The sequence below is a fragment of the Neorhizobium descurainiae genome, assembly GCF_051400715.1.
In the GTDB taxonomy this organism is placed as follows: domain Bacteria; phylum Pseudomonadota; class Alphaproteobacteria; order Rhizobiales; family Rhizobiaceae; genus Neorhizobium.
In genome coordinates, this window is the sequence record NZ_JBLFFK010000004.1 from 39,362 (window position 1) to 58,271 (window position 18,910).

At 63.7% G+C, this 18,910-nt stretch carries 20 protein-coding genes and 1 tRNA gene; 16 read left to right on the plus strand and 5 right to left on the minus strand.

The genetic code is table 11. The features are described from left to right. The first annotated feature begins 158 nt into the window (after positions 1-158). Together ACMGE0_RS09185 and ACMGE0_RS09190 are read left to right on the plus strand one after the other, a co-directional pair. Entirely contained in the window at positions 159-1,571 is a 1,413-nt protein-coding gene (locus ACMGE0_RS09185; RefSeq protein WP_436815873.1) for a lipopolysaccharide biosynthesis protein, read from the plus strand. 2 nt (positions 1,572-1,573) lie between these two features. Next, complete coding sequence (locus tag ACMGE0_RS09190; RefSeq protein ID WP_436815553.1) at positions 1,574-2,851, plus strand: GNAT family N-acetyltransferase; 1,278 nt, start codon at positions 1,574-1,576, stop codon at positions 2,849-2,851. Between the two features lie 59 nt (positions 2,852-2,910). Here the strand turns inward: ACMGE0_RS09190 and ACMGE0_RS09195 are convergent, their stop codons facing one another. Next, on the minus strand, positions 2,911-4,545 hold the full coding sequence (locus ACMGE0_RS09195; RefSeq protein WP_436815554.1) for an AMP-binding protein: 1,635 nt from the start codon (positions 4,543-4,545) through the stop codon (positions 2,911-2,913). Between the two features lie 191 nt (positions 4,546-4,736). Between ACMGE0_RS09195 and ACMGE0_RS09200 the strand changes: the two genes are divergently transcribed. The 3 genes from ACMGE0_RS09200 to ACMGE0_RS09210 all read left to right on the plus strand — a co-directional run bounded on the left by ACMGE0_RS09200 (position 4,737) and on the right by ACMGE0_RS09210 (position 6,143). After that, positions 4,737-4,821, plus strand: a tRNA-Leu gene (locus ACMGE0_RS09200). A 142-nt stretch (positions 4,822-4,963) separates the two neighbouring features. Then, positions 4,964-5,440, plus strand: coding sequence for a hypothetical protein (locus ACMGE0_RS09205; RefSeq protein WP_436815555.1), 477 nt, complete (start codon positions 4,964-4,966; stop codon positions 5,438-5,440). Between the two features lie 187 nt (positions 5,441-5,627). After that, positions 5,628-6,143, plus strand: a complete 516-nt coding sequence (locus ACMGE0_RS09210; RefSeq protein ID WP_436815556.1) for a disulfide bond formation protein B — start codon at positions 5,628-5,630, stop codon at positions 6,141-6,143. A gap of 191 nt (positions 6,144-6,334) precedes the next feature. On the opposite strand, the gene ACMGE0_RS09215 is transcribed toward ACMGE0_RS09210, so the two are convergent. Beyond that, positions 6,335-6,892, minus strand: coding sequence for an HNH endonuclease (locus ACMGE0_RS09215; protein ID WP_436815557.1), 558 nt, complete (start codon positions 6,890-6,892; stop codon positions 6,335-6,337). Between the two features lie 102 nt (positions 6,893-6,994). Beyond that, positions 6,995-7,636 (minus strand): DNA-3-methyladenine glycosylase family protein, encoded by a 642-nt coding sequence (locus tag ACMGE0_RS09220; RefSeq protein ID WP_436815558.1) that lies wholly within the window; start codon positions 7,634-7,636, stop codon positions 6,995-6,997. Positions 7,637-7,690: 54 nt separating this feature from the next. Here ACMGE0_RS09220 and gluQRS point away from each other — a divergent pair, with 54 nt between their 5' ends. Continuing rightward, entirely contained in the window at positions 7,691-8,572 is an 882-nt protein-coding gene (gluQRS, locus tag ACMGE0_RS09225; RefSeq protein WP_436815559.1) for a tRNA glutamyl-Q(34) synthetase GluQRS, read from the plus strand. Here the strand turns inward: gluQRS and ACMGE0_RS09230 are convergent. After that, positions 8,501-9,475, minus strand: a complete 975-nt coding sequence (locus ACMGE0_RS09230) for a YihY/virulence factor BrkB family protein (protein ID WP_436815560.1) — start codon at positions 9,473-9,475, stop codon at positions 8,501-8,503. The two genes, gluQRS and ACMGE0_RS09230, sit on opposite strands and share 72 nt — an antisense overlap. A 68-nt stretch (positions 9,476-9,543) precedes the next feature. Here ACMGE0_RS09230 and ACMGE0_RS09235 point away from each other — a divergent pair, with 68 nt between their 5' ends. From ACMGE0_RS09235 to ACMGE0_RS09265, 7 genes are all read left to right on the plus strand, one after another. Then, on the plus strand, positions 9,544-10,377 hold the full coding sequence (locus tag ACMGE0_RS09235; RefSeq protein WP_436815561.1) for an SDR family oxidoreductase: 834 nt from the start codon (positions 9,544-9,546) through the stop codon (positions 10,375-10,377). 18 nt (positions 10,378-10,395) lie between these two features. Beyond that, positions 10,396-10,599 carry a twin transmembrane helix small protein gene (locus ACMGE0_RS09240; protein WP_085419583.1) on the plus strand — a complete coding sequence of 68 codons (204 nt, stop codon included), beginning with the start codon at positions 10,396-10,398 and terminating at the stop codon, positions 10,597-10,599. A 23-nt stretch (positions 10,600-10,622) separates the two neighbouring features. Further along, positions 10,623-11,195, plus strand: a complete 573-nt coding sequence (locus ACMGE0_RS09245) for a cob(I)yrinic acid a,c-diamide adenosyltransferase (RefSeq protein WP_436815562.1) — start codon at positions 10,623-10,625, stop codon at positions 11,193-11,195. A 26-nt stretch (positions 11,196-11,221) separates the two neighbouring features. Then, positions 11,222-11,965, plus strand: a complete 744-nt coding sequence (locus tag ACMGE0_RS09250; protein ID WP_436815563.1) for a rhomboid family intramembrane serine protease — start codon at positions 11,222-11,224, stop codon at positions 11,963-11,965. A 139-nt stretch (positions 11,966-12,104) separates the two neighbouring features. After that, positions 12,105-12,851 (plus strand): electron transfer flavoprotein subunit beta/FixA family protein, encoded by a 747-nt coding sequence (locus ACMGE0_RS09255; RefSeq protein WP_436815564.1) that lies wholly within the window; start codon positions 12,105-12,107, stop codon positions 12,849-12,851. A 25-nt stretch (positions 12,852-12,876) separates the two neighbouring features. Continuing rightward, positions 12,877-13,818: an electron transfer flavoprotein subunit alpha/FixB family protein gene (locus ACMGE0_RS09260; RefSeq protein ID WP_436815565.1), complete on the plus strand. Its 942-nt coding sequence runs from the start codon at positions 12,877-12,879 to the stop codon at positions 13,816-13,818. A gap of 169 nt (positions 13,819-13,987) precedes the next feature. Continuing rightward, a complete protein-coding gene (locus ACMGE0_RS09265; RefSeq protein WP_436815566.1) occupies positions 13,988-14,869 on the plus strand; it encodes a 3-hydroxybutyryl-CoA dehydrogenase in 882 nt (293 codons plus the stop codon). 333 nt (positions 14,870-15,202) lie between these two features. On the opposite strand, the gene tlpA is transcribed toward ACMGE0_RS09265, so the two are convergent. After that, on the minus strand, positions 15,203-15,871 hold the full coding sequence (tlpA, locus tag ACMGE0_RS09270) for a thiol:disulfide interchange protein TlpA (protein ID WP_436815567.1): 669 nt from the start codon (positions 15,869-15,871) through the stop codon (positions 15,203-15,205). A 24-nt stretch (positions 15,872-15,895) separates the two neighbouring features. Here tlpA and argH point away from each other — a divergent pair, with 24 nt between their 5' ends. Genes argH through lysA form a run of 3 tightly spaced genes read left to right on the plus strand, consistent with a single transcriptional unit; the run spans position 15,896 to position 18,883 of the window. After that, entirely contained in the window at positions 15,896-17,299 is a 1,404-nt protein-coding gene (gene argH, locus ACMGE0_RS09275; protein WP_436815568.1) for an argininosuccinate lyase, read from the plus strand. A 33-nt stretch (positions 17,300-17,332) separates the two neighbouring features. Further along, the gene (gene lptM, locus ACMGE0_RS09280; RefSeq protein WP_436815569.1) at positions 17,333-17,599 is read left to right on the plus strand and encodes an LPS translocon maturation chaperone LptM; all 267 of its coding nucleotides are present in this window, start codon (positions 17,333-17,335) and stop codon (positions 17,597-17,599) included. 15 nt (positions 17,600-17,614) lie between these two features. After that, on the plus strand, positions 17,615-18,883 hold the full coding sequence (gene lysA / locus ACMGE0_RS09285) for a diaminopimelate decarboxylase (protein WP_436815570.1): 1,269 nt from the start codon (positions 17,615-17,617) through the stop codon (positions 18,881-18,883). Positions 18,884-18,910: the final 27 nt, after the last annotated feature.

Below are 18,910 nucleotides of genomic sequence, written 5' to 3' on the forward strand. Positions count from 1 at the left end.
ATCTTAGCAAAGCTAAGTCGTAGATTTTGTTGGTGAGGGGATGTCAGCTCCCTCAAATCATGAATCCTTCGGCGGCCGGGCGAACCCTTTCTTAACCCTGCTGTGGCAACACTTTTGACCATTGTCCCCGTCGGCTTCATGAGTATTGCGTGCCCATCATGGCGGTCATCGAAACAGCGGAAAGACTGCTGCCGCCTGGCCTGAAGGCCCGGCTCGCTCCGCTGACGCGCAAGCTTGAAGCCATCCTGACCGACGACGACGAAACCGCCCGCGCCCAGCGCCAGGCGCTCACCGCCTTCGTGATCCGCATCGCGAGCGCCGCGATCGCCTTCGTTTCGCAGATCGTGCTCGCCCGCCTGATGGGCGAATTCGAATACGGCATCTTCGCCTTCGTCTGGGTCCTGGTGGTGCTCGCCGGCAATCTCTCCTGCCTCGGCTTCCACACCTCCGTCATCCGTTTCCTGCACCAGCACAAGGCGCGCGGCGAACTGGCGACCGTGCGCGGCCTCAACCTCACCGTCCGGCTCGTCGCGCTCGTCTCGGCGAGCGCTGTGGCCGGCCTCGGTTTCCTCTTCCTGCACGCCTTCGGCGACACGGTCGAGGCCTATTACCTCGTGCCCGTCTCGCTCGCCTTCTTCACCATGCCGATGATCGCGCTCGGCGACGTACTGGACGGCACCGCCCGCTCCAACGGCTGGACGGCGACGGCGCTCTCGCCCACCTACCTGATCCGCCCGGCGCTGATCCTCGCCTTCATGCTTCTCGCCATCTGGTTCGGCGCTCCGCAGACGGCGGTCACCGCCATGCAAGCCGCACTTGCCGCGACCTATGTCACGACGCTCTCGCAGCTCCTGCGGCTCACGCTGCGGCTGCGCCGCGAGTATGGCGCGGGACCGAAGCGCTTCGAACTCGGCACCTGGTTCCGCTATTCGCTGCCGCTCTTCCTCGTCGACGGCATCGGTTTTCTCCTGACCAATGCGGATGTCGTGGTTGTCGGCATCTATCTCCCCCCGGACCAGGTCGGCATCTATTACGCCGCGGCGAAGACCATCGTGCTCGTCCAGTTCGTCTATTTCTCGATCAAGGCCGCGGCAGGCCCCCGTTTCTCCGCGATCATGGCGGAAGAGGACATGCCGGCGCTCGCCGCCTTTGCCGGACAGATGGCCCGCTGGAGCTTCTGGCCGTCGCTCGCGGTCGGCCTCGTCGCCCTTGCCGCCGGCGAACTGCTGCTTTCGCTGTTCGGCAGCGCGTTTACCGCCGGTTACTGGCTGATGGCGATCCTCTTTGCCGGCATCCTCGCCAAGTCCCTGGTGGGGCCGGGCGAAGTGCTGCTCTCGATGGCGGGCCGCCAGAACCTCTGCGTCCTGCTCTATGCCGCAACGCTCGCCGCCAGCATCGGCCTCTGCATCGTGCTCATCCCGCGCCTCGGTCTGACGGGTGCGGCGATCGCGACGGCGGCCGGAATGATGATCGAAGCGGTCCTTCTGCATATCGCGGTGCGCCGCACGCTGGGCATCGTGCTCTTCGCCTTCGCCGATCCGATGCCCTCCGCTTCTCCAAAGGTTTCATGACCATGGCCCAACCTCCGATCAGCGGCGACTCCGAGGGTGCCGGCACCGGCCGGTTTCCGGCGATCCCGGCCTTCCGGGCCGCACGTCCCGATGCCGACACGCGCCTGCCCGTCGGCCGGCCCGGCCGCGAACTCTGCCTTTACCCCGCTTCCCTGGGCTACGATCTGCAGGAGGAGCTCGAATTCCTCTCCAACCGCGCGATGGAGCCGAACATCTTCTTCTCCGCCCGCCTCTTGGCGCCCGCCATGCCGCGGGTCGAGGACAAGCAGGTGCGCTTCGCGCTGATCCGCGACGAGAGCGGCGCGCGCAGCCGTATGCGGCTCCTGATGCCTTTCACGATCGAGAAGCCCGGCTTCTCCATGGGCGCCTCGATCATCCGCACCTGGGCCAATCCTTTCGGACCGCTCGGCACGCCGCTCGTCGATGCGGAGGATGCCGCCGAAACGATCGACAATCTTCTGGACGCCCTGGCCTCCCGGGAAGCCCGGCTTCCCTCCGTGCTCGTGATGCCGGACGTGCGGCTCAACGGCCGTTTCGCGCAGCTCGCCAAGGCGGTCGCGATCGGCCGCAACCTGCCGGTCACCGTGACGGACACGGCCCTTCGCCCCATGCTCGAAAGCCAGGCCGACGGCGAGACCTATCTGAAGCACGCGATCTCCCCGCATCATTTCCGCGAGATGCGCCGCCTCTGGCGCAATCTGGAAAGCCGGGGGGCCGTCACCTATTCCGTCTCCCGCCAGCCGGAGGAGGTCCGGCTGCGCATGGAGGAATTCCTGGCTCTCGAAGCCAGGGGCTGGAAGGGCCGCCGCCGCTCCGCCCTCATCAACGACCGCTATCGCGCAGCCTTCGCCCGCGAGGCGATCACTAATCTCGCCGAGGTCGATGCGGTGCGCATCCATACCGTGGACGTCGACGGCCGCGCCATCGCCTCGCTCGTCGTCTTCGTCATGGCCGGCGAGGCCTATACCTGGAAGACCGCCTACGACGAGGGTTTCGCTCCCTATTCGCCCGGCAAGCTCTTGATGATGAAGCTCACCGAATGGCATCTCGAAGACGCCAACATCATGCGCACCGACAGCTGCGCCGTGCCGGACCATCCGATCATGAGCCGCTTCTGGGAAGAGCGGGAGGAAATGGGCACGCTGGTGATCGGGCTCACCCAGAACGGCGACCGCGACGTGCGTCAGGTGGCAGCCCAGCTCCACCTCTACCGCAACACCCGCAACATGGCCCGCATCCTGAGGGAAAAGATCCTGGCGATCGCCGGCCGCTCGGAATAGTTCTTTGTTTTTACGCAATTCCTGACGAAAAACCGCTACACACTTTTCCTGGAATTGCTCTATTCGGCGGCGGCTCTCTCCCGGAGCAGCCGGCGGATGACCTTGCCGGTGGTCGTCAGCGGGATGTCGTCGAGGAAGGCGACCTCGCGAGGATATTCGTGCATGGAAAGCCGCGTCTTCACCCATTCGCGGATCTCCGCCGCCAGCTCGCCGCTAGGTTCGAAGCCCGCTGCCAGAACGATATAGGCCTTGACGATCTCGGTGCGGACCGGATCGGGCTTGCCGACAACCGCCGCGAGCTTCACCGCCGGATGGCCGGTGAGACAGTCCTCGATCTCGCTCGGCCCGATGCGGTAACCCGACGAGGTGATGACGTCGTCGTCGCGGCCGATGAACTCCACATAGCCGTCGGCATCCTGCCGGCCGAGATCGCCGGTGATCAGCCAGTCGCCGACGAATTTGGCAGCGGTCGCCGCCGCATCGTTCCAGTAGCCCAGGAACATCACCGGATCGGGCCGGCGGATGGCGATCTGCCCCATCTTCCCCACCGGCACCTCGATACCCTTCTCATCGACGATCGCAACGTGGTGGCCGGGCACGGCGCGTCCGATCGCCCCGCCGCGCGAGACGCCGAGACCGGCGGCCGACCCCAGGACGAAATTGCACTCCGTCTGGCCGAAGAGTTCGTTGACCGTCAGCCCCAGCGCCGATTTCGCCCATTCATAGGTCTCGCGGCCGAGCGCCTCGCCGGCCGACGTGATCGTCCGAAGCTTCAGATCGTATTTATCGAGCGGCTTCTCGACGGACTTCAGGAGCCGCAGCGCCGTCGGCGGGATGAAGGCGTTGCGCACGCCCATCTCGGCCATGATGCGGAAGGCCATGTCGGCATCGAATTTCTGCGCCGGCGAGGAGACGACGGGAATGCCGAGCATCAGCGCCGGCATCAGGACGTTGAGCAGGCCGCCCGCCCAGGCCCAGTCGGACGGCGTCCAGATCCTGTCGCCCGGCTGCGGCGCGAATTCGTGCCCGAGCTGGAAGCCCGGAATATGGCCGGCGAGCACCCGGTGTCCGTGCAGCGCCGCCTTCGGCGGCCCCGTCGTGCCGGAGGTGAAGATCATCAACGCCGGATCGTCCGGCCCGGTCCCGGCCACCTCGAAAAGCGGCGGATGGCCGGCTACGAGCCTGTCGAACGACAGAAGGCCCTCGCCCGCCGGTGCATCCCCCGTGACGATCACATGCCTGAGGTCCGGCAGCCTGTTCCCGAGACCGGCAAGCCGCGTGAGGCCGAAGGCATTGGTGACGATCGCCGCCGCGCCTGACGCCTTCAGCCGGTATTCGAGCGCCTCGGCCCCGAAAAGCAGTGCGAGCGGCAGGGCGATCGCACCCATCTTGTAGATCGCCACATGGGCGATGACCGTCTCGAAACTCTGCGGCAGGAGCAGCGCGATCCGGTCGCCGGGCTTCAGGCCGAGCGCAACGAAGGCATTGGCAAGCGAAGCGGAGCGGGCCGACAGCTCCCCATAGGTCAGGGCGAGATGCTGGCCGTCCGGGCTGAAATGCTGGAGACAGATGCGGTCGGGATGTTCCGCAGCCCAGGCGTCGCTGACCGCTTTTCCCATGTTGAACCGCCGCGGAATCTCCCAGACGAAATCACGGCAAAGATCCTCGTAAGAGGCGCGGGCGGGCAGTTTCATGGGCGGTGCTTCTCATTATGCTGCACCAGCTAACATCTTCGAAACTTGAAATACAAGGGGGACAAGGGTGGGACCTATCTGCGGCTCCGCCACCCTTTTGGCTCGCCATGCCCGCATCGGCTTACATGACCGGCACTTCATCCTTGCATCGTCCCGTGGCCCCGTGATAGAGCGCTTGCCGTCACCGAAGTGCCCCGTTGGCGGAATTGGTAGACGCGCCTGACTCAAAATCAGGTTCCGAAAGGAGTGCTGGTTCGATTCCGGCACGGGGCACCAGATAATTCAAATACTTATTGTAACTGCTTCTTTTTCGCCTCTACGAAGACAGAAGGCCTGCGCCGTGGGCAGCGCGCAGATAGACTCCCCCAATCTTTTGATGCACTCTAACTCGGGGGCAACATAACTTGGGGGACACTGCATGGCGAAGGAGCATAACTGCCCGAATAGGGCGACGGTCACCTCCGTATTGCTTGCATTATTACTGATCGCAACTCCGGCCCAGTCCCAAGATAAATACGGTGACCAGGATCAGACATTTAGCTTCAAGGATTTTCTAACTACGGGACCTTGGGGCGCGCTTCTGAAGATGCTTACTCGCTCCAACACCACCGTGTCGGGAGAGCGCGAGGCCGATCAAATTCGCGAGCATCAGGAACAAATGCGCGCTCAAGAAGCAGCCAAACCTCCGCCAAGCGCTCCGGAGGCGCCGCCGCCAGCGCAATCGGAAGCCCGCGCCAATTCGGGCGACCGCGTCCAGGAGCGGATTACAACGATCACCGGCGATAGAATTGTAGACCCGCCCAATGTCGGCCGGGCCGGAGATCCCAATGTTGACCGCCTTGTCGACTTTGGAAATGAACTACAGGACGCCGTGAATAGAATGCCCAACGACTAGAGATCGTGATCGCCGAGCGATATCCGGTTCCCACGCCGGCACGGGGCACCACAAATCCTCCGCAAACTCACGGAAAAGTGCCGGAATGGAGACGATCTGTCTCTGCCGCGATCATTTACAGCATGAGCTCATCTGCTCTAAGTGAGGTCAGCGGCCTTCGGGCCGGAAGACATATCAGGAGAAGCGCATGGCGCTGACAGCGTCCACCACCCGTTCCCGCATCGGTACCGGCTATGCCGTTCTCGTCACGCTTGGCATGGCCGCGACCGTCGGCGGCGCGCTGGCCTTCCAGCATATCGGCGGCTATATCCCTTGCGCGCTCTGCCTCCTGCAGCGCAATCCATACTATTACGGCATCCCTATCGGCATCCTGGCGATCATCGCCGCGGCGATCGGCCTGCCGGCCTGGGTCACGCGTGCGCTGCTCGTCGTCATCGGCGTGATGATGCTCGTCGGCGCCGGCATGGGCGTCTATCACTCGGGCGTCGAATGGGGCTTCTGGGAGGGTCCCGCAAGCTGCGGCGGCGGTGCGGGCGTCACCACCAATGCCGGCAGCCTGCTTTCCGATCTCAACGCCGTCCATGGCCCGTCCTGCACGGAAGCGGCGCTTCGCGTGCTCGGCCTTTCCTTCGCCGGCTGGAACGTCATCGCGAGCGTCATCCTGGCGGCCATCGCCTTTGCAGGAGCGAGGAAGGCTGCCTGAAGCGGTTCCGCTCGTTGCCGAACCGCCGGTCTTACTCGGCGTCATCCTCGGCCTCGAGCCTAGGATCTGCTCACGTTTGATGCAAGCAGATGCTCGGGACAGGCCCGCGCATGACGAAGGAAAAATTGCAGGCCTCTGTCGAGAAACAAGGCCGCCCGAAGCGGCCTCGGCATCGTGCTCGCCCGACGGATTTACGGCTGCAGTTCCGTATCCCAGTAGAGATAGTCCATCCAGCTTTCGTGCAGGTAGTTCGGCGGGAAGAGCCGGCCGTTGTTGTGCAGGTCCTGCACCGTCGGCTGATAGGGCTTCTGGTGCGGGAACATGCCGGCCTGTTTCGGCAGCTTGCTGCCTTTCCTAAGATTGCAGGGCGAACAGGCGGCCACGACATTCTCCCAGGTCGTCTCGCCGCCATGCGCCCGCGGCACGACGTGGTCGAAGGTCAGGTCGTCATGGGCGCCGCAATACTGGCACTCGAACCGGTCGCGAAGGAAGACGTTGAACCGGGTGAATGCCGGATTGCGGGTCGGCTGGATGTAGGTCTTGAGGCTGACGACGCTTGGCAGCTTCATCGAGAAGCTGGGGGAGCAGACCGATTGTTCGTATTCGGCGATGATGTTCACCCGGTCGAGGAAGACCGCCTTGATCGCGTCCTGCCAGGACCACAGCGACAAGGGATAATAACTCAGCGGCCGGTAGTCAGCGTTCAACACGAGCGCCGGCAGGGCCTGCGGGGAGACTGCAATCGTCAAGGTGACGCTCCTACCCGATTCGGCATCTGTACTTCTATATTAGGTCCGTTGTTACAGGATTGTGAAGCCCAATAAATGCAGAGGGATACTTGAAGTTGGGCGCTACACGAGAGGGGTGACGTTGCGACGCATTTTCGCCGCGTAATAGGCCCAGAAAAGCCGCGCCGCGACCGATCGCCACGGGCTCCAGATTTCAGCCATGAGCGTGAGGCTCTTTGCCTGAGGCCGGGCTTCGAGGCCGAAGGCATGGGCGACCGAAGCCTGCAGCGCCACGTCGCCGGCGGGAAAGATGTCCGGGTGCCCGCCGCAGAACATCAGATAGACTTCCGCCGTCCACGGGCCGATGCCGGGAAGCGCGGTCATGGCCCGGATCGCCTCGGCCGTTTCGAGCGCCGCGATGGAGTTGAGATCGAAACGCCCCTGCGAAATTGCTGTGGAAAGGTTGAGAAGCGTCGCCGCCTTTGCCCGGGAAAGACCGAATGTCGAGACGACGGCCGGATCCAGCGCCGCATAGCCTTCCGCCGTGAGCGGGCCGGCCGCCGTGATTCGCCTCCAGATCGCCTCGGCGCTCGCCCGCGAGACCATCTGCGACACGACGATCGAGGCAAGCCCCGCAAAGCCCGGCTCGTTGAGGCGCAGCGGCACCGGACCTGCTGCATCGACGACCGCCGCAAGCCGCGGATCGAGCCCGACCAGCGCCTGAAGCCCCGTCTGGATATCAGAATGATCGCGGATGATCTTCATCGGCCGTTCAGCCTCCCCCATGGCCGTTTGTCGAAAAGCATGGCACAACAGAGCATGTCCGCTGCACCCCCTGATAAACCGGTCTATCGTTTCGCGCCAAGCCCGAACGGGCTGCTGCATCTCGGCCATGCGCTCTCGGCGATCCTCAACCATGACATGGCGCGGGAAGCGGGCGGGCATTTCCTGCTGCGCATCGAGGATATCGACCTTACCCGCTGCACGCCGGAATTCGAGGAGGCGATCTATCGCGACCTTTCCTGGCTCGGGCTCGAATGGGAAAAGCCGGTGCGGCGGCAGTCGGAACATTTCGGCGAGTACCGTGCCGCGCTCGACCGGCTGATCGGGATGGGCCTCGTCTATCCGGCCTTCATGACCCGCGGCGAGGTGAAGGCGAAGGTCGCGGCTCATGAAGCGGACGGAAATATCTGGCCGCGCGACCCGGACGGATCGCCGCTTTATCCCGAAGACGACCGGCATCGAAGCGAAACGGCGCGCAAGACGCTGATCGAGAGAGGCGTGCCGCATGCCTTCCGGCTCGACATGGAAAAGGCCGTGAACCTCGTCGGCCGGTCCCTGAGCTGGACGGAAACCGGCGACGGTGAACGCGGCGAAATCCCGGCCGATCCTTCCGCCTGGGGCGATGTCGTGCTGTCGCGCTCCGATGCGCCGTCGAGCTACCATCTGTCGGTCACGGTGGACGACGCGGCCCAGGGGATCACCCATGTGGTGCGGGGGCTCGATCTCTTCGAGGCGACCGCCGTGCACCGGCTGCTGCAGGAACTGCTCGGGCTTCCGCAGCCGGTCTACCGGCACCACCGGCTGATCGTGGGGCAGGACGGGAAGAAACTGTCGAAGAGCGAGAGCTCAACCGGGCTCGCGGCGCTTCGCGACCAGGGCTTCCTGGCCGGCGACATCCGCCGGCTCGTCGGCCTTTGAAGGGATTTGCTCGCGGCGGGTCTCGACCCGTCGAAGCCGCGAGAAGACCGCGTAGATCCGGTATTTCATCAGCGCCGCGTTGAGCTCGGCTCCGAGCATGAAGATCACCCCGACCATGTAGAGGAAGACGAGCACGATCATGATCGACGCCAGGCCCGCATAGGTCGCGGCGTAATTTGCGAAGGTCGACAGATAGGCGGCGAAGCCGAGCCCGAACACGGTCCAGAGAACGATCGTCAGCACGACGCCCGGCAGGATGTCGATAAGCCGGCGCCGGCCGGCCGGCAGCCATTTGTGCGAGGCCAGCAGGCCGATCATCAGCACCAGCGCCGTGCCGTAAAGCCCCCAGTTGGCGGCCCTTGCCAGATCGCTGATCAGCCAGGGAAAGCGCGTTTCGGCAAAGCGCATCGCGATGGGCACCGCCACCAGCACGATGCTGATCAAGGCGAAGGCCACCACGGCGACGATGACATAACCGAGGCTCGCAAGGCGGGTCACGTACCATGCCCGGGTCTCCGCGACCCGATAGGCGCGATTGAGGGAAATCCGGAGCGCCTCGACGCCGTTGGAGGCGAAATAGGCGGCCGCCAGCACCGAGACGGTCAGCAGGCCGCCGCGCCGCATCTCCAGGACCCGCTGGATCTCCGAGGCTATGGGGGCTGCGATATCCGCCGGCCAGGTGTCGAAGAGAAGATGCACCGCGGTCTCCGAAAATCCGCCCGCGCCGAGAAAACCTGCCAATGCCGTGCCGAAGATCAGGAATGGGAAAAGCGCCAGAAGTCCGGAAAGCGCCACATGGCTCGCCATCGCCCAGCCGTCGTCCTCGTTGAAATGACAATAGGCATCCCAGAGCACTTTGTAGGCAAGCCTGTACCAACGGAAGGGGCGGTTCTCTTCGGTCAATTGCGACTCCGTTGTGACTTCTTGAAAAATATGAAAGGAACCCTGTCGCTATATAGGGATGAGATCAAATGGATGACAGAAGAACGATCGTCGTCACCGGCTGTTCCTCCGGCATCGGCGCCCACTGCGCCCGCGCGCTCAAGGCGGACGGCTGGCGGGTCTTCGCGACGGTGCGCAAGGGGGCCGATCTCGCCGCGCTCGAAGCGGACGGGATCGAAGCCCTGCTGATGGACTATACCAAGCCGGAAACCATCGCCGCTCTGGTGGAGACGGTGCGGGGGCGCACCGGCGGCCGGATCGACGCGCTCTTCAACAACGGCGCCTACGGGCAGGGCGGCGCCGTGGAGGACCTCGCGACCGACGTGCTGCGGGAGCAGTTCGAGACCAATGTCTTCGGCTGGCACGAACTGACGCGGCGGGTGATCCCGCTGATGCGCGCCAAGAGCCGTGGCCGCATCGTCAACTGCTCGTCGATATTGGGCATCCTGCCCTATCGTTACCGCGGCGCCTATACCGCCTCCAAATATGCCCTCGAAGGGCTCACCATCACCATGCGGATGGAGCTCGAGGGCAGCGGCATCGAGGTGAGCCTCATCGAGCCGGGGCCGATCGCCTCGCGCTTCACCGCCAACTCGCTTGCCAAGATCAGGGAGAATATCGACCTCGAAGGCTCCGTCCATGCCCGGGAATACCAGCGGCAGATCAAGCGCCTCGACGGGCGAGGCCCGATCAGCCGCTACAAACTCGGCCCGGCAGCGGTCTACGACGTCTTGACGCATGCCTTGACCGCGGCTCGTCCCAGGCCACATTATCTGGTAACGAGGCCCGCCAAGCAGGGCGCCTTCCTGAAAAGGATACTGCCGGCCGCGCTCTTCTATAAGCTCATGCGCCGGATCGACTGAACGGAAAGCAATCTCAGAATGTCCAGTTTCACCACCGTCCTGACCCTGATCGTCATGGGGCTCGTCGTGCTCGTCCTGATCCGCGGGCTGTTCAACATGCTCAAGGGGAGCGACGCGAACAAGTCCAACAAGCTGATGCAGCTGCGCGTCCTCTTGCAGGCGATCGCAATCGTCCTCATCATGCTGACGCTCTGGATCACGGGTGGGGGACGGCCGAGCTGATCGCGGCACGCCGGCGAGGATGGATGGTAAAGCTCAACAAGATCTACACGCGGACCGGCGATGACGGCACGACGGGCCTGGTTTCCGGCCCCCGGCGCGAAAAGCACGACTTGCGCGTCGAGGCCTTCGGCACCGTCGACGAAACGAACTCGGCCGTCGGGCTGGCCCGCCTCCATACGTCAGCCATGACGGAGCTCGACGCCATGCTTTCCCGCATCCAGAACGACCTCTTCGATCTCGGGGCCGATCTCGCGGCGCCCGACACCGGCGAAAAGCTGGACTACGAGCCGCTGCGCATCATCGAAGCGCAGGCGACGAGGCTCGAGGCGGAGATCGACGCGCTGAACGCCCATCTCGACCCCTTGAAATCCTTCGTGCTGCCGGGTGGCTCGCCCGCTTCCGCCCATCTGCACGTCGCACGTACCGTCGCCCGCCGCGCCGAGAGGCTGATGGTGGAGCTCTCGCGGCGCGAGACGGTGAGCGCAGCAGCCCTGAAATACATCAACCGGCTTTCCGACTTCCTGTTCGTGGCGGCGCGTTTCGCCAATGACGGCGGCAAGGCGGATGTGCTTTGGGTTCCGGGGAAAAACCGGTAAGAGAGACGCAGGGGGAGTTAAAAACGATGTTCATCCCGCTGCATGACGCCGTCGAACTGAAATATATCCGCGTCCAGTACGTGACGATCGGCATCATCGTCGTCAACGTGCTGTTCTGGCTGTTCAGCACGGTCGCCAGCCCGGACGTCGTCGAACATGCCTCGCTCGGCCTCGGCTTCATTCCGGCGGTGGTCTTCGATTACGCCGCGCTCGATCCGTCGCTCATCATCGTTCCGGACGACGCGACCTTCATCACCTATTCCTTCCTGCACCTGGACTTCTGGCACCTTGCCTCGAACATGCTGTTCCTCTGGGTGTTCGGCGACAATGTCGAGGATGCGCTGGGGCATCTGAAATTCCTGGTCTTCTACCTGATCTGCGCGGCAGCGGGGGCTGCCCTTCACGGCCTCGTCGTGCCTTCGTCGGAAGGCCCGCTGATCGGCGCTTCGGGCGCGATTTCCGGCGTCGTGGCCGCCTATTTCCTGCTGCATCCGCGCGTCCGGGTCTGGGTTCTGGTGCTTTTCCGCATTCCGCTGCCGCTGCCCGCCTTCATCCCGCTCGCACTCTGGATCATCCAGCAATTCGCCATGCTGGTGCTCGATGTCGACGGCATGGTGTCCTGGGGGGCGCATGTGGGCGGCATCATCGCCGGCGCGATCCTCGTCCTCTTCATGCGGCGCAAGGGCGTGCCGCTTTTCGATCGCGACATCGTGACGCCGAAGGCGGTCGAGCGTAAGCCGAGCATGCCGGTCGCTGCGGCGACAGAATAGGTCTATGAGAAAACGGCAAGCTTCCGCTGCAAAACCGCGTTGCAGTCGCGCGAAAAATGCGTATCCATGTCGCCCACTGACAAATGAGGAAGCGGCAAATGTCGCAATTTGCGGCTGGAGATAGTCAAGGAAGGACCCCATGAAGATCCTGGTGCCTGTGAAGCGAGTGGTCGATTACAACGTGAAGATCCGGGTGAAGCCGGATGGTTCGGGTGTCGAGCTTGCGAATGTGAAGATGTCGATGAACCCGTTCGACGAGATTTCCGTCGAGGAGGCTCTGCGTCTGAAGGAAGCGGGCAAGGCGGAGGAAGTGGTGGTCGTATCGATCGGCCCGGCCAAGGCGGAAGAGACGCTGAGGACGGCGCTCGCCATGGGCGCCGACCGGGCGATCCTGGTGGAGACCGACGACCTGGTCGAGCCGCTGGCGGTCGCCAAGATCCTCAAAGGCGTGGTGGACGCCGAAAGCCCGGGCCTGATCATCGTCGGCAAGCAGGCGATCGACGACGACTCGAACCAGACCGGCCAGATGCTGGCAGCGCTGCTCGGCACCGCCCAGGCGACCTTTGCCTCGAAGATCGAGATCGGCGACGGCAAGGCCAAGGTCACCCGTGAGGTCGACGGCGGCCTGCAGACGATCGAAGTGAAGCTGCCGGCGGTGGTCACCACCGACCTGCGCCTCAACGAGCCGCGCTATGCCTCGCTGCCGAACATCATGAAGGCGAAGAAGAAGCCGCTCGACAAGAAGACGCCGGCCGATTTCGGCGTCGACACCGCGCCGCGTCTCAAGGTCTTGAAGACGGAAGAGCCGGGCGGCCGCAAGGCGGGCGTCAAGGTGAAGACGGTCGAGGAGCTGGTCGCCAGCTTGAAGACCGCCGGCGTGCTGTAATCGGACGGATAGGGAGACTTTCATCATGGCCATTCTTCTTCTGGCAGAACACGACAACCAGACCCTCTCCGACCAGACCGCCAAGGCGCTGACCGCTGCGACAAAGATCGCCCAGGATTCGGGAAGCGACGTGCATGTGCTGGTGGCCGGCTCCGGCGCCAAGGCTGCGGCCGATGCCGCCGCCAAGCTTTCCGGGGTTTCGAAGGTGCTGCTCGCCGACGACGCGAGCCTCGCCAACAAGCTTGCCGAACCGCTCGCCGCGCTGGTCGTGTCGCTTGCTCCCTTTTACGACGTGATCATCGCGCCGGCGACGACCTCGGCCAAGAACGTCCTGCCGCGCGTGGCGGCGCTTCTCGACGTCGCCCAGGTTTCCGAAATCGTCGAAGTGGTTTCGCCGGACACCTTCAAGCGGCCGATCTACGCCGGCAACGCCATCCAGACGGTGCAGTCGACCGACGCCAAAAAGGTCATCACGGTGCGCACGGCTTCCTTCCCGGCAACGGGCGAAGGCGGCTCGGCTTCGGTCGAAACCGTCCCGGCTGCCGCAAACCCGGGCGTATCGAGCTTCGTCTCGGATGCGCTGTCGTCGTCGGAACGCCCGGAACTGACGTCTGCGAAGATCATCATCTCGGGCGGCCGGGCGCTCGGCTCCTCGGAGAAGTTCAAGGAAGTCATCCTGCCGGTCGCCGACAAGCTGGGTGCGGCCGTCGGTGCCTCGCGCGCTGCGGTCGATGCAGGCTATGCGCCGAACGACTGGCAGGTCGGCCAGACCGGCAAGGTGGTCGCGCCGGACCTCTACATCGCGGCAGGCATTTCCGGCGCCATCCAGCATCTCGCCGGCATGAAGGATTCCAAGGTCATCGTCGCCATCAACAAGGACGAGGAGGCCCCGATCTTCCAGGTCGCCGACTACGGCATCGTCGGAGACCTCTTCGAAATCCTGCCCCAGCTCGAAAAGGCGCTCTAGCCGATTTGAATATTGTTCATTTCGCAAGCGCGAAAAATGCTGGCAAAACGTCAACTGGCGGAATAACAATCTGCCGGACCGCATGCATGCGGTCCGGCATTTTCATAAAATCGGCGCACGCAGGGGATAGCGTCCGGCGCCGCGGGAGCGAACCCCAGGGAACGAAGCAATGAATTCGGCCATGAAGAATATCGGCGTCGTCGGAGCGGGTCAGATGGGCTGCGGCATCGCACATGTCTCTGCGCTCGCCGGGTACAAGGTGCAGATGTACGACCTTTCCAAGGACCGGATCGAGGCAGCGCTTGCGACGATCAACGGCAACCTTGCCCGCCAGGTGACCAACGGAAAACTCTCGGACGAGGATCGGAAAGCGGCCCTTTCCCGCATTTCCGGCTCGGCTGATGTGAACGACCTCGCCCCGGCGGACATGGTGATCGAGGCGGCGACCGAGGACGAGAGCGTCAAGCGGAAGATCTATGCCGCGGTCTGTCCGGTCCTGAAGCCGGACGCGCTGCTCGCCACCAACACCTCGTCGCTCTCCATCACCCGCCTCGCCTCCGCCACGGACCGCCCGGAACATTTCATGGGCATACATTTCATGAACCCGGTGCCGGTCATGAAGCTCGTGGAACTGGTGCGCGGCATCGCGACCGACGAAATCACCTTCCAGGCTGCCAAGGACTACGTGGCCTCGCTGGAAAAGACCGTGACGGTCGCCGAGGATTTCCCGGCCTTCATCGTCAACCGCATCCTGCTGCCGATGATCAACGAGGCGATCTACACGCTTTACGAAGGCGTCGGTTCGGTCGAGGCGATCGACACCGCCATGAAGCTCGGCGCCAATCATCCGATGGGTCCGCTGCAGCTCGCCGATTTCATCGGCCTCGACACCTGCCTGTCGATCATGCAGGTGCTGCATGACGGCCTGGCGGACTCCAAATACCGCCCCTGCCCGCTTCTGGTGAAATATGTCGAAGCCGGCTGGCTCGGCCGCAAATCCGGCCGCGGCTTCTATGATTATCGTGGGGAAACGCCGGTTCCGACGCGGTAGGCGTATGCAGGTGCCGTGTAGCCTTGTCGGGGAACCCGTCTAAGGCTATATTTACGGAGTGAGAGGCGAGCTTTCGCCCGCCCCTCTGTTTACGATAAGAAGGTAACCCGCACGCTTACTTGCCAGTTCGTGCGGGTTTTCTTAATCGTGAACGTGATGCTAAATGGCTTGAGCCACATAGATCACCCTCCAGTTGGACGGCGAGGCCTTCGCCGGGGTCGGAGCGGCCTACCCTCTCCGAGGCGCCTGGCAGGGCGCGTCTGCTTTCGCCATCACAACCACAGGAAGAATAGCCAAAAGCCTGACCTCGTCCACTGGCTAAATTGCTCGGGATTACGGCCCCTTCGCCGCCGTAATCAGCGCCTTGGCGTCGGGACTGTCCCAGGCGGCCGGGCCGTTCATGGCCGAGATCAGGCAACCTTTTTCGTCCATGACCAGCGTAACCGGCAGCCCGAAGGCGAGGCCTTCCTTCTTCAGCGCGTTGAAGACGCCCATCGAGCTGTCGCGATAGTAGCCGAGCTTGTCGATACCGTATTCGGCGAGAAAGGCCTTCGGCTTCTCGTCGTCGCCGGTATCGATATTGACCGCCACGACTTCGAAATCCTCGCCGCCCATCTCTTTCTGAAGTGCGTTCAGCGCCGGCATTTCCTCGCGGCACGGGCCGCACCAGGTGGCCCAGAGATTGAGCAGCACCGTCTTGCCGGCGAAATCGGCTGTCTTCAAATCCTGGCCATCCGGCCCCTTGAAGGTGAGGTCGAGCGGCCGCGGCGGCTGGGCCGCGACCATGGCGGCGACCTGGCCCCTGGAGAATTCGGAAACCGACTTCACCTTTTCGACCGCACCCTCGCACGCGCCGGAGGATTGGGCCAGGAGAGGCCCTTCGCCATTGCCAGACCCCATGTTCCTCACGTATACCGCCACGGCGCCGGCGAGCATGCCCGCGACGGCGGCAATCACGATCAACCGGACGGTAGGAAGGCCGAAAGGTCTTTTGTTCGTCATCAATGACTCCAGGACTTGGCACACATGGCCGACGGCACGAAGGACGCGACATCCTCCAACCAGATGTGGGGCGGCCGCTTCGCCTCGGGGCCGGATGCGATCATGGAGGAGATAAATGCCTCGATCGGTTTCGACAAGAAGCTCTTCGCCCAGGATATCCGCGGCTCAATAGCGCATGCGGCCATGCTGGCCGAAAAAGGCATCATTTCCCGCGAAGATAAAGACAAGATCTTGTCTGGCCTGAACACGATCATGTCAGAGATCGAAAGCGGGAAGTTCGAATTTTCGAGGAAGCTCGAAGACATCCACATGAACATCGAGGCGCGGCTTGCCGTCCTGATCGGCCCTGCCGCCGGACGCCTGCACACCGCCCGCTCCCGCAACGACCAGGTGGCGCTCGATTTTCGCCTTTGGGTGAAGGAGGAGCTTGCGAAGACCGAACGCATGCTGACCGACCTGATCGCAGCGTTCCTCGACCGCGCGGAAGAACATGCCGAGACGGTGATGCCCGGCTTCACGCATCTGCAGACGGCCCAGCCGGTGACCTTCGGCCACCACTGCATGGCCTATGTGGAAATGTTCGGCCGGGACCGCGCCCGCGTGCGCCACGCGATCGACCACCTCGACGAAAGCCCGATCGGCGCCGCCGCACTTGCCGGCACCGGGTTTCCGATCGACCGCCACATGACGGCGAAGGCGCTCGGTTTCCGCGAGCCGACGCGCAATTCGATCGACACGGTTTCCGACCGCGATTTCGCGCTGGAATTCCTCTCGGTCGCGGCGATCTGCGCCGTCCATCTGTCGCGGCTGGCGGAGGAGATCGTCATCTGGTCGACGCCGCAATTCGGCTTCGTGCGCCTGTCGGATGCGTTTTCCACCGGCTCTTCGATCATGCCGCAGAAGAAGAACCCGGATGCCGCCGAGCTGGTGCGCGCCAAGACAGGCCGCATCAACGGCTCGCTGATCGCGCTCCTGACCGTCATGAAGGGGCTGCCGCTCGCCTATTCCAAGGACATGCAGGAGGACAAGGAACAGGTCTTCGACGCCGCCGAGAACCTGGAACTGGCCATCGCCGCCATGACCGGCATGATGCGCGACATCACGATCCGCGCCGACCGCATGCGCGCCGCCGCCGGCTCCGGCTATTCGACCGCGACCGACCTCGCCGACTGGCTGGTGCGCGAGGCGGGCCTTCCCTTCCGCGATGCCCACCATGTGACCGGCCGGGCGGTGGCATTGGCCGAAAGCAAAGGCTGCGAGCTTGCCGAGCTTTCACTGGAAGAGCTGAAAGAGATCAATCCAGCGATCACCGAAAAGGTATTCGGCGTTCTCACGGTCGATGCCTCAGTCGCCAGCCGCACAAGCTTCGGCGGCACGGCGCCTGCGGAAGTGAGGAAGCAGATCGCCTGGTGGCGCGCGAGAAACTGAACGGCCAAGTGATACCGGCCAAGTGATACCGGAATGACACTGCACAAGGACGTGGAACTTCGCTATGACAGTTCCGTAGCCGTGCCAAAGATAGGTAAGAGCATGCCGAAGTCGCTGATGAACATCGCCCGCATCACTTTCGCGCTGAGCCTCGCCGGCGTCGTCGCCGTGGGCTGCGGCCGCAAGGGCGACCTCGACCGTCCGAGCACGCCGGTGGAGCAGCAGAACATCCGCAAAAGCGGAGAGCGGGCAAAAGAACCCGTACCCGACAAGCCTTTCGTGCTCGATCCGCTTCTGTAATTTTCGAGTTTTGACGTGAACCATTTTCACTATATCGACGGCGTGCTGCACGCCGAAAACGTGCCGATCCCGGAAATCGCCAAGGCGGTGGGCACGCCTTTCTACGTCTATTCGACGGCGACGCTGGAGCGCCATTACAAGGTCTTCGCCGGGGCCTTCGCCGATGTGGACGCCATGGTCTGCTATGCCATGAAGGCGAATTCCAACCAGGCGGTGCTGAAGACGCTCGGCCGGCTCGGCGCCGGTGTCGACGTGGTTTCCGGCGGCGAGCTGCGCCGCGCGCTTTCGGCCGGCATTCCGGCAAGCCGCATCATGTTCTCCGGCGTCGGCAAAACCGTGCAGGAGATGGATCTGGCGCTCGAAGCCGGCATCTACTGCTTCAACGTCGAATCCGAGCCCGAACTGGAGGTCCTCAATCTCCGCGCCCGGAAAATGGGGAAGAAGGCGCATGTCTCCTTCCGCATCAACCCGGATGTGGACGCCCGCACGCATGCCAAGATTTCCACGGGCAAGAAGGAAAACAAGTTCGGCATTTCCTATGAGCGCGCCCGCGCCGTCTATGCCCATGCCGCAACGCTTGATGGCATCGAGGTGACCGGCATCGACATGCATATCGGCAGCCAGATCACCGAACTGCAACCCTTCGAGGATGCCTTCCGGCTGCTGCGCGAACTCGTCGACGCGCTGCGCTCCGACGGCCACCGCATCGACCACGTCGATATCGGCGGGGGCCTCGGCATCCCGTACAAGGACGACAACAGCCCGCCGCCGCTTCCCGACGCCTATGCGGAAACGGTGAAGCGTCAGCTCCGCTCGCTGAACTGCAGGATCGTCACCGAGCCCGGCCGTCTGATCGTGGGCAATGCCGGCATCCTGGTGACCGAGGTGATCTACGTGAAGGACGGCGGCGAAAAGACCTTCGTCATCGTCGACGGCGCGATGAACGACCTGATCCGCCCGACGCTCTACGACGCCTATCACATGATCCGCCCGGTCGTCGTGCCGCCGGCCGATGCGCCGCGCATCAGGGGCGACGTGGTCGGCCCGGTCTGCGAAACCGGCGACTATCTGGCGCTCGACCGGGAGATGGCGGCGCCGAAGCCCGGCGACCTGATCGCCGTCGCGTCGGCGGGCGCCTATGGGGCCGTCCAGGCCGGGACCTACAACTCCCGCCTGCTGGTGCCGGAGGTTCTGGTGAAGGGCGCCGATTTCCACGTGGTGCGCCCGCGGGGCACCTACGAGGAGCTCATCGGCCTCGATTCCGTTCCTGCGTGGCTTGCGTGAGCCTTTGACGCGGCGTTCACTTTTGCG

Bases quoted from the DNA above. Each gene is read 5' to 3' on its own strand.
- tlpA (WP_436815567.1), bottom strand. From the start codon at position 15,871: ATGACGAACAAAAGACCTTTCGGCCTTCCTACCGTCCGGTTGATCGTG.
- gluQRS (WP_436815559.1), top strand. From the start codon at position 7,691: ATGTCCGCTGCACCCCCTGATAAACCGGTCTATCGTTTCGCGCCAAGC.
- ACMGE0_RS09250 (WP_436815563.1), top strand. From the start codon at position 11,222: ATGTTCATCCCGCTGCATGACGCCGTCGAACTGAAATATATCCGCGTC.
- ACMGE0_RS09260 (WP_436815565.1), top strand. From the start codon at position 12,877: ATGGCCATTCTTCTTCTGGCAGAACACGACAACCAGACCCTCTCCGAC.
- ACMGE0_RS09240 (WP_085419583.1), top strand. From the start codon at position 10,396: ATGTCCAGTTTCACCACCGTCCTGACCCTGATCGTCATGGGGCTCGTC.
- ACMGE0_RS09265 (WP_436815566.1), top strand. From the start codon at position 13,988: ATGAATTCGGCCATGAAGAATATCGGCGTCGTCGGAGCGGGTCAGATG.
- ACMGE0_RS09220 (WP_436815558.1), bottom strand. From the start codon at position 7,636: ATGAAGATCATCCGCGATCATTCTGATATCCAGACGGGGCTTCAGGCG.
- ACMGE0_RS09255 (WP_436815564.1), top strand. From the start codon at position 12,105: ATGAAGATCCTGGTGCCTGTGAAGCGAGTGGTCGATTACAACGTGAAG.
- ACMGE0_RS09205 (WP_436815555.1), top strand. From the start codon at position 4,964: ATGGCGAAGGAGCATAACTGCCCGAATAGGGCGACGGTCACCTCCGTA.
- ACMGE0_RS09210 (WP_436815556.1), top strand. From the start codon at position 5,628: ATGGCGCTGACAGCGTCCACCACCCGTTCCCGCATCGGTACCGGCTAT.
- ACMGE0_RS09185 (WP_436815873.1), top strand. From the start codon at position 159: ATGGCGGTCATCGAAACAGCGGAAAGACTGCTGCCGCCTGGCCTGAAG.
- argH (WP_436815568.1), top strand. From the start codon at position 15,896: ATGGCCGACGGCACGAAGGACGCGACATCCTCCAACCAGATGTGGGGC.
- ACMGE0_RS09190 (WP_436815553.1), top strand. From the start codon at position 1,574: ATGGCCCAACCTCCGATCAGCGGCGACTCCGAGGGTGCCGGCACCGGC.
- lptM (WP_436815569.1), top strand. From the start codon at position 17,333: ATGACACTGCACAAGGACGTGGAACTTCGCTATGACAGTTCCGTAGCC.
- ACMGE0_RS09245 (WP_436815562.1), top strand. From the start codon at position 10,623: ATGGTAAAGCTCAACAAGATCTACACGCGGACCGGCGATGACGGCACG.
- ACMGE0_RS09235 (WP_436815561.1), top strand. From the start codon at position 9,544: ATGGATGACAGAAGAACGATCGTCGTCACCGGCTGTTCCTCCGGCATC.
- ACMGE0_RS09195 (WP_436815554.1), bottom strand. From the start codon at position 4,545: ATGAAACTGCCCGCCCGCGCCTCTTACGAGGATCTTTGCCGTGATTTC.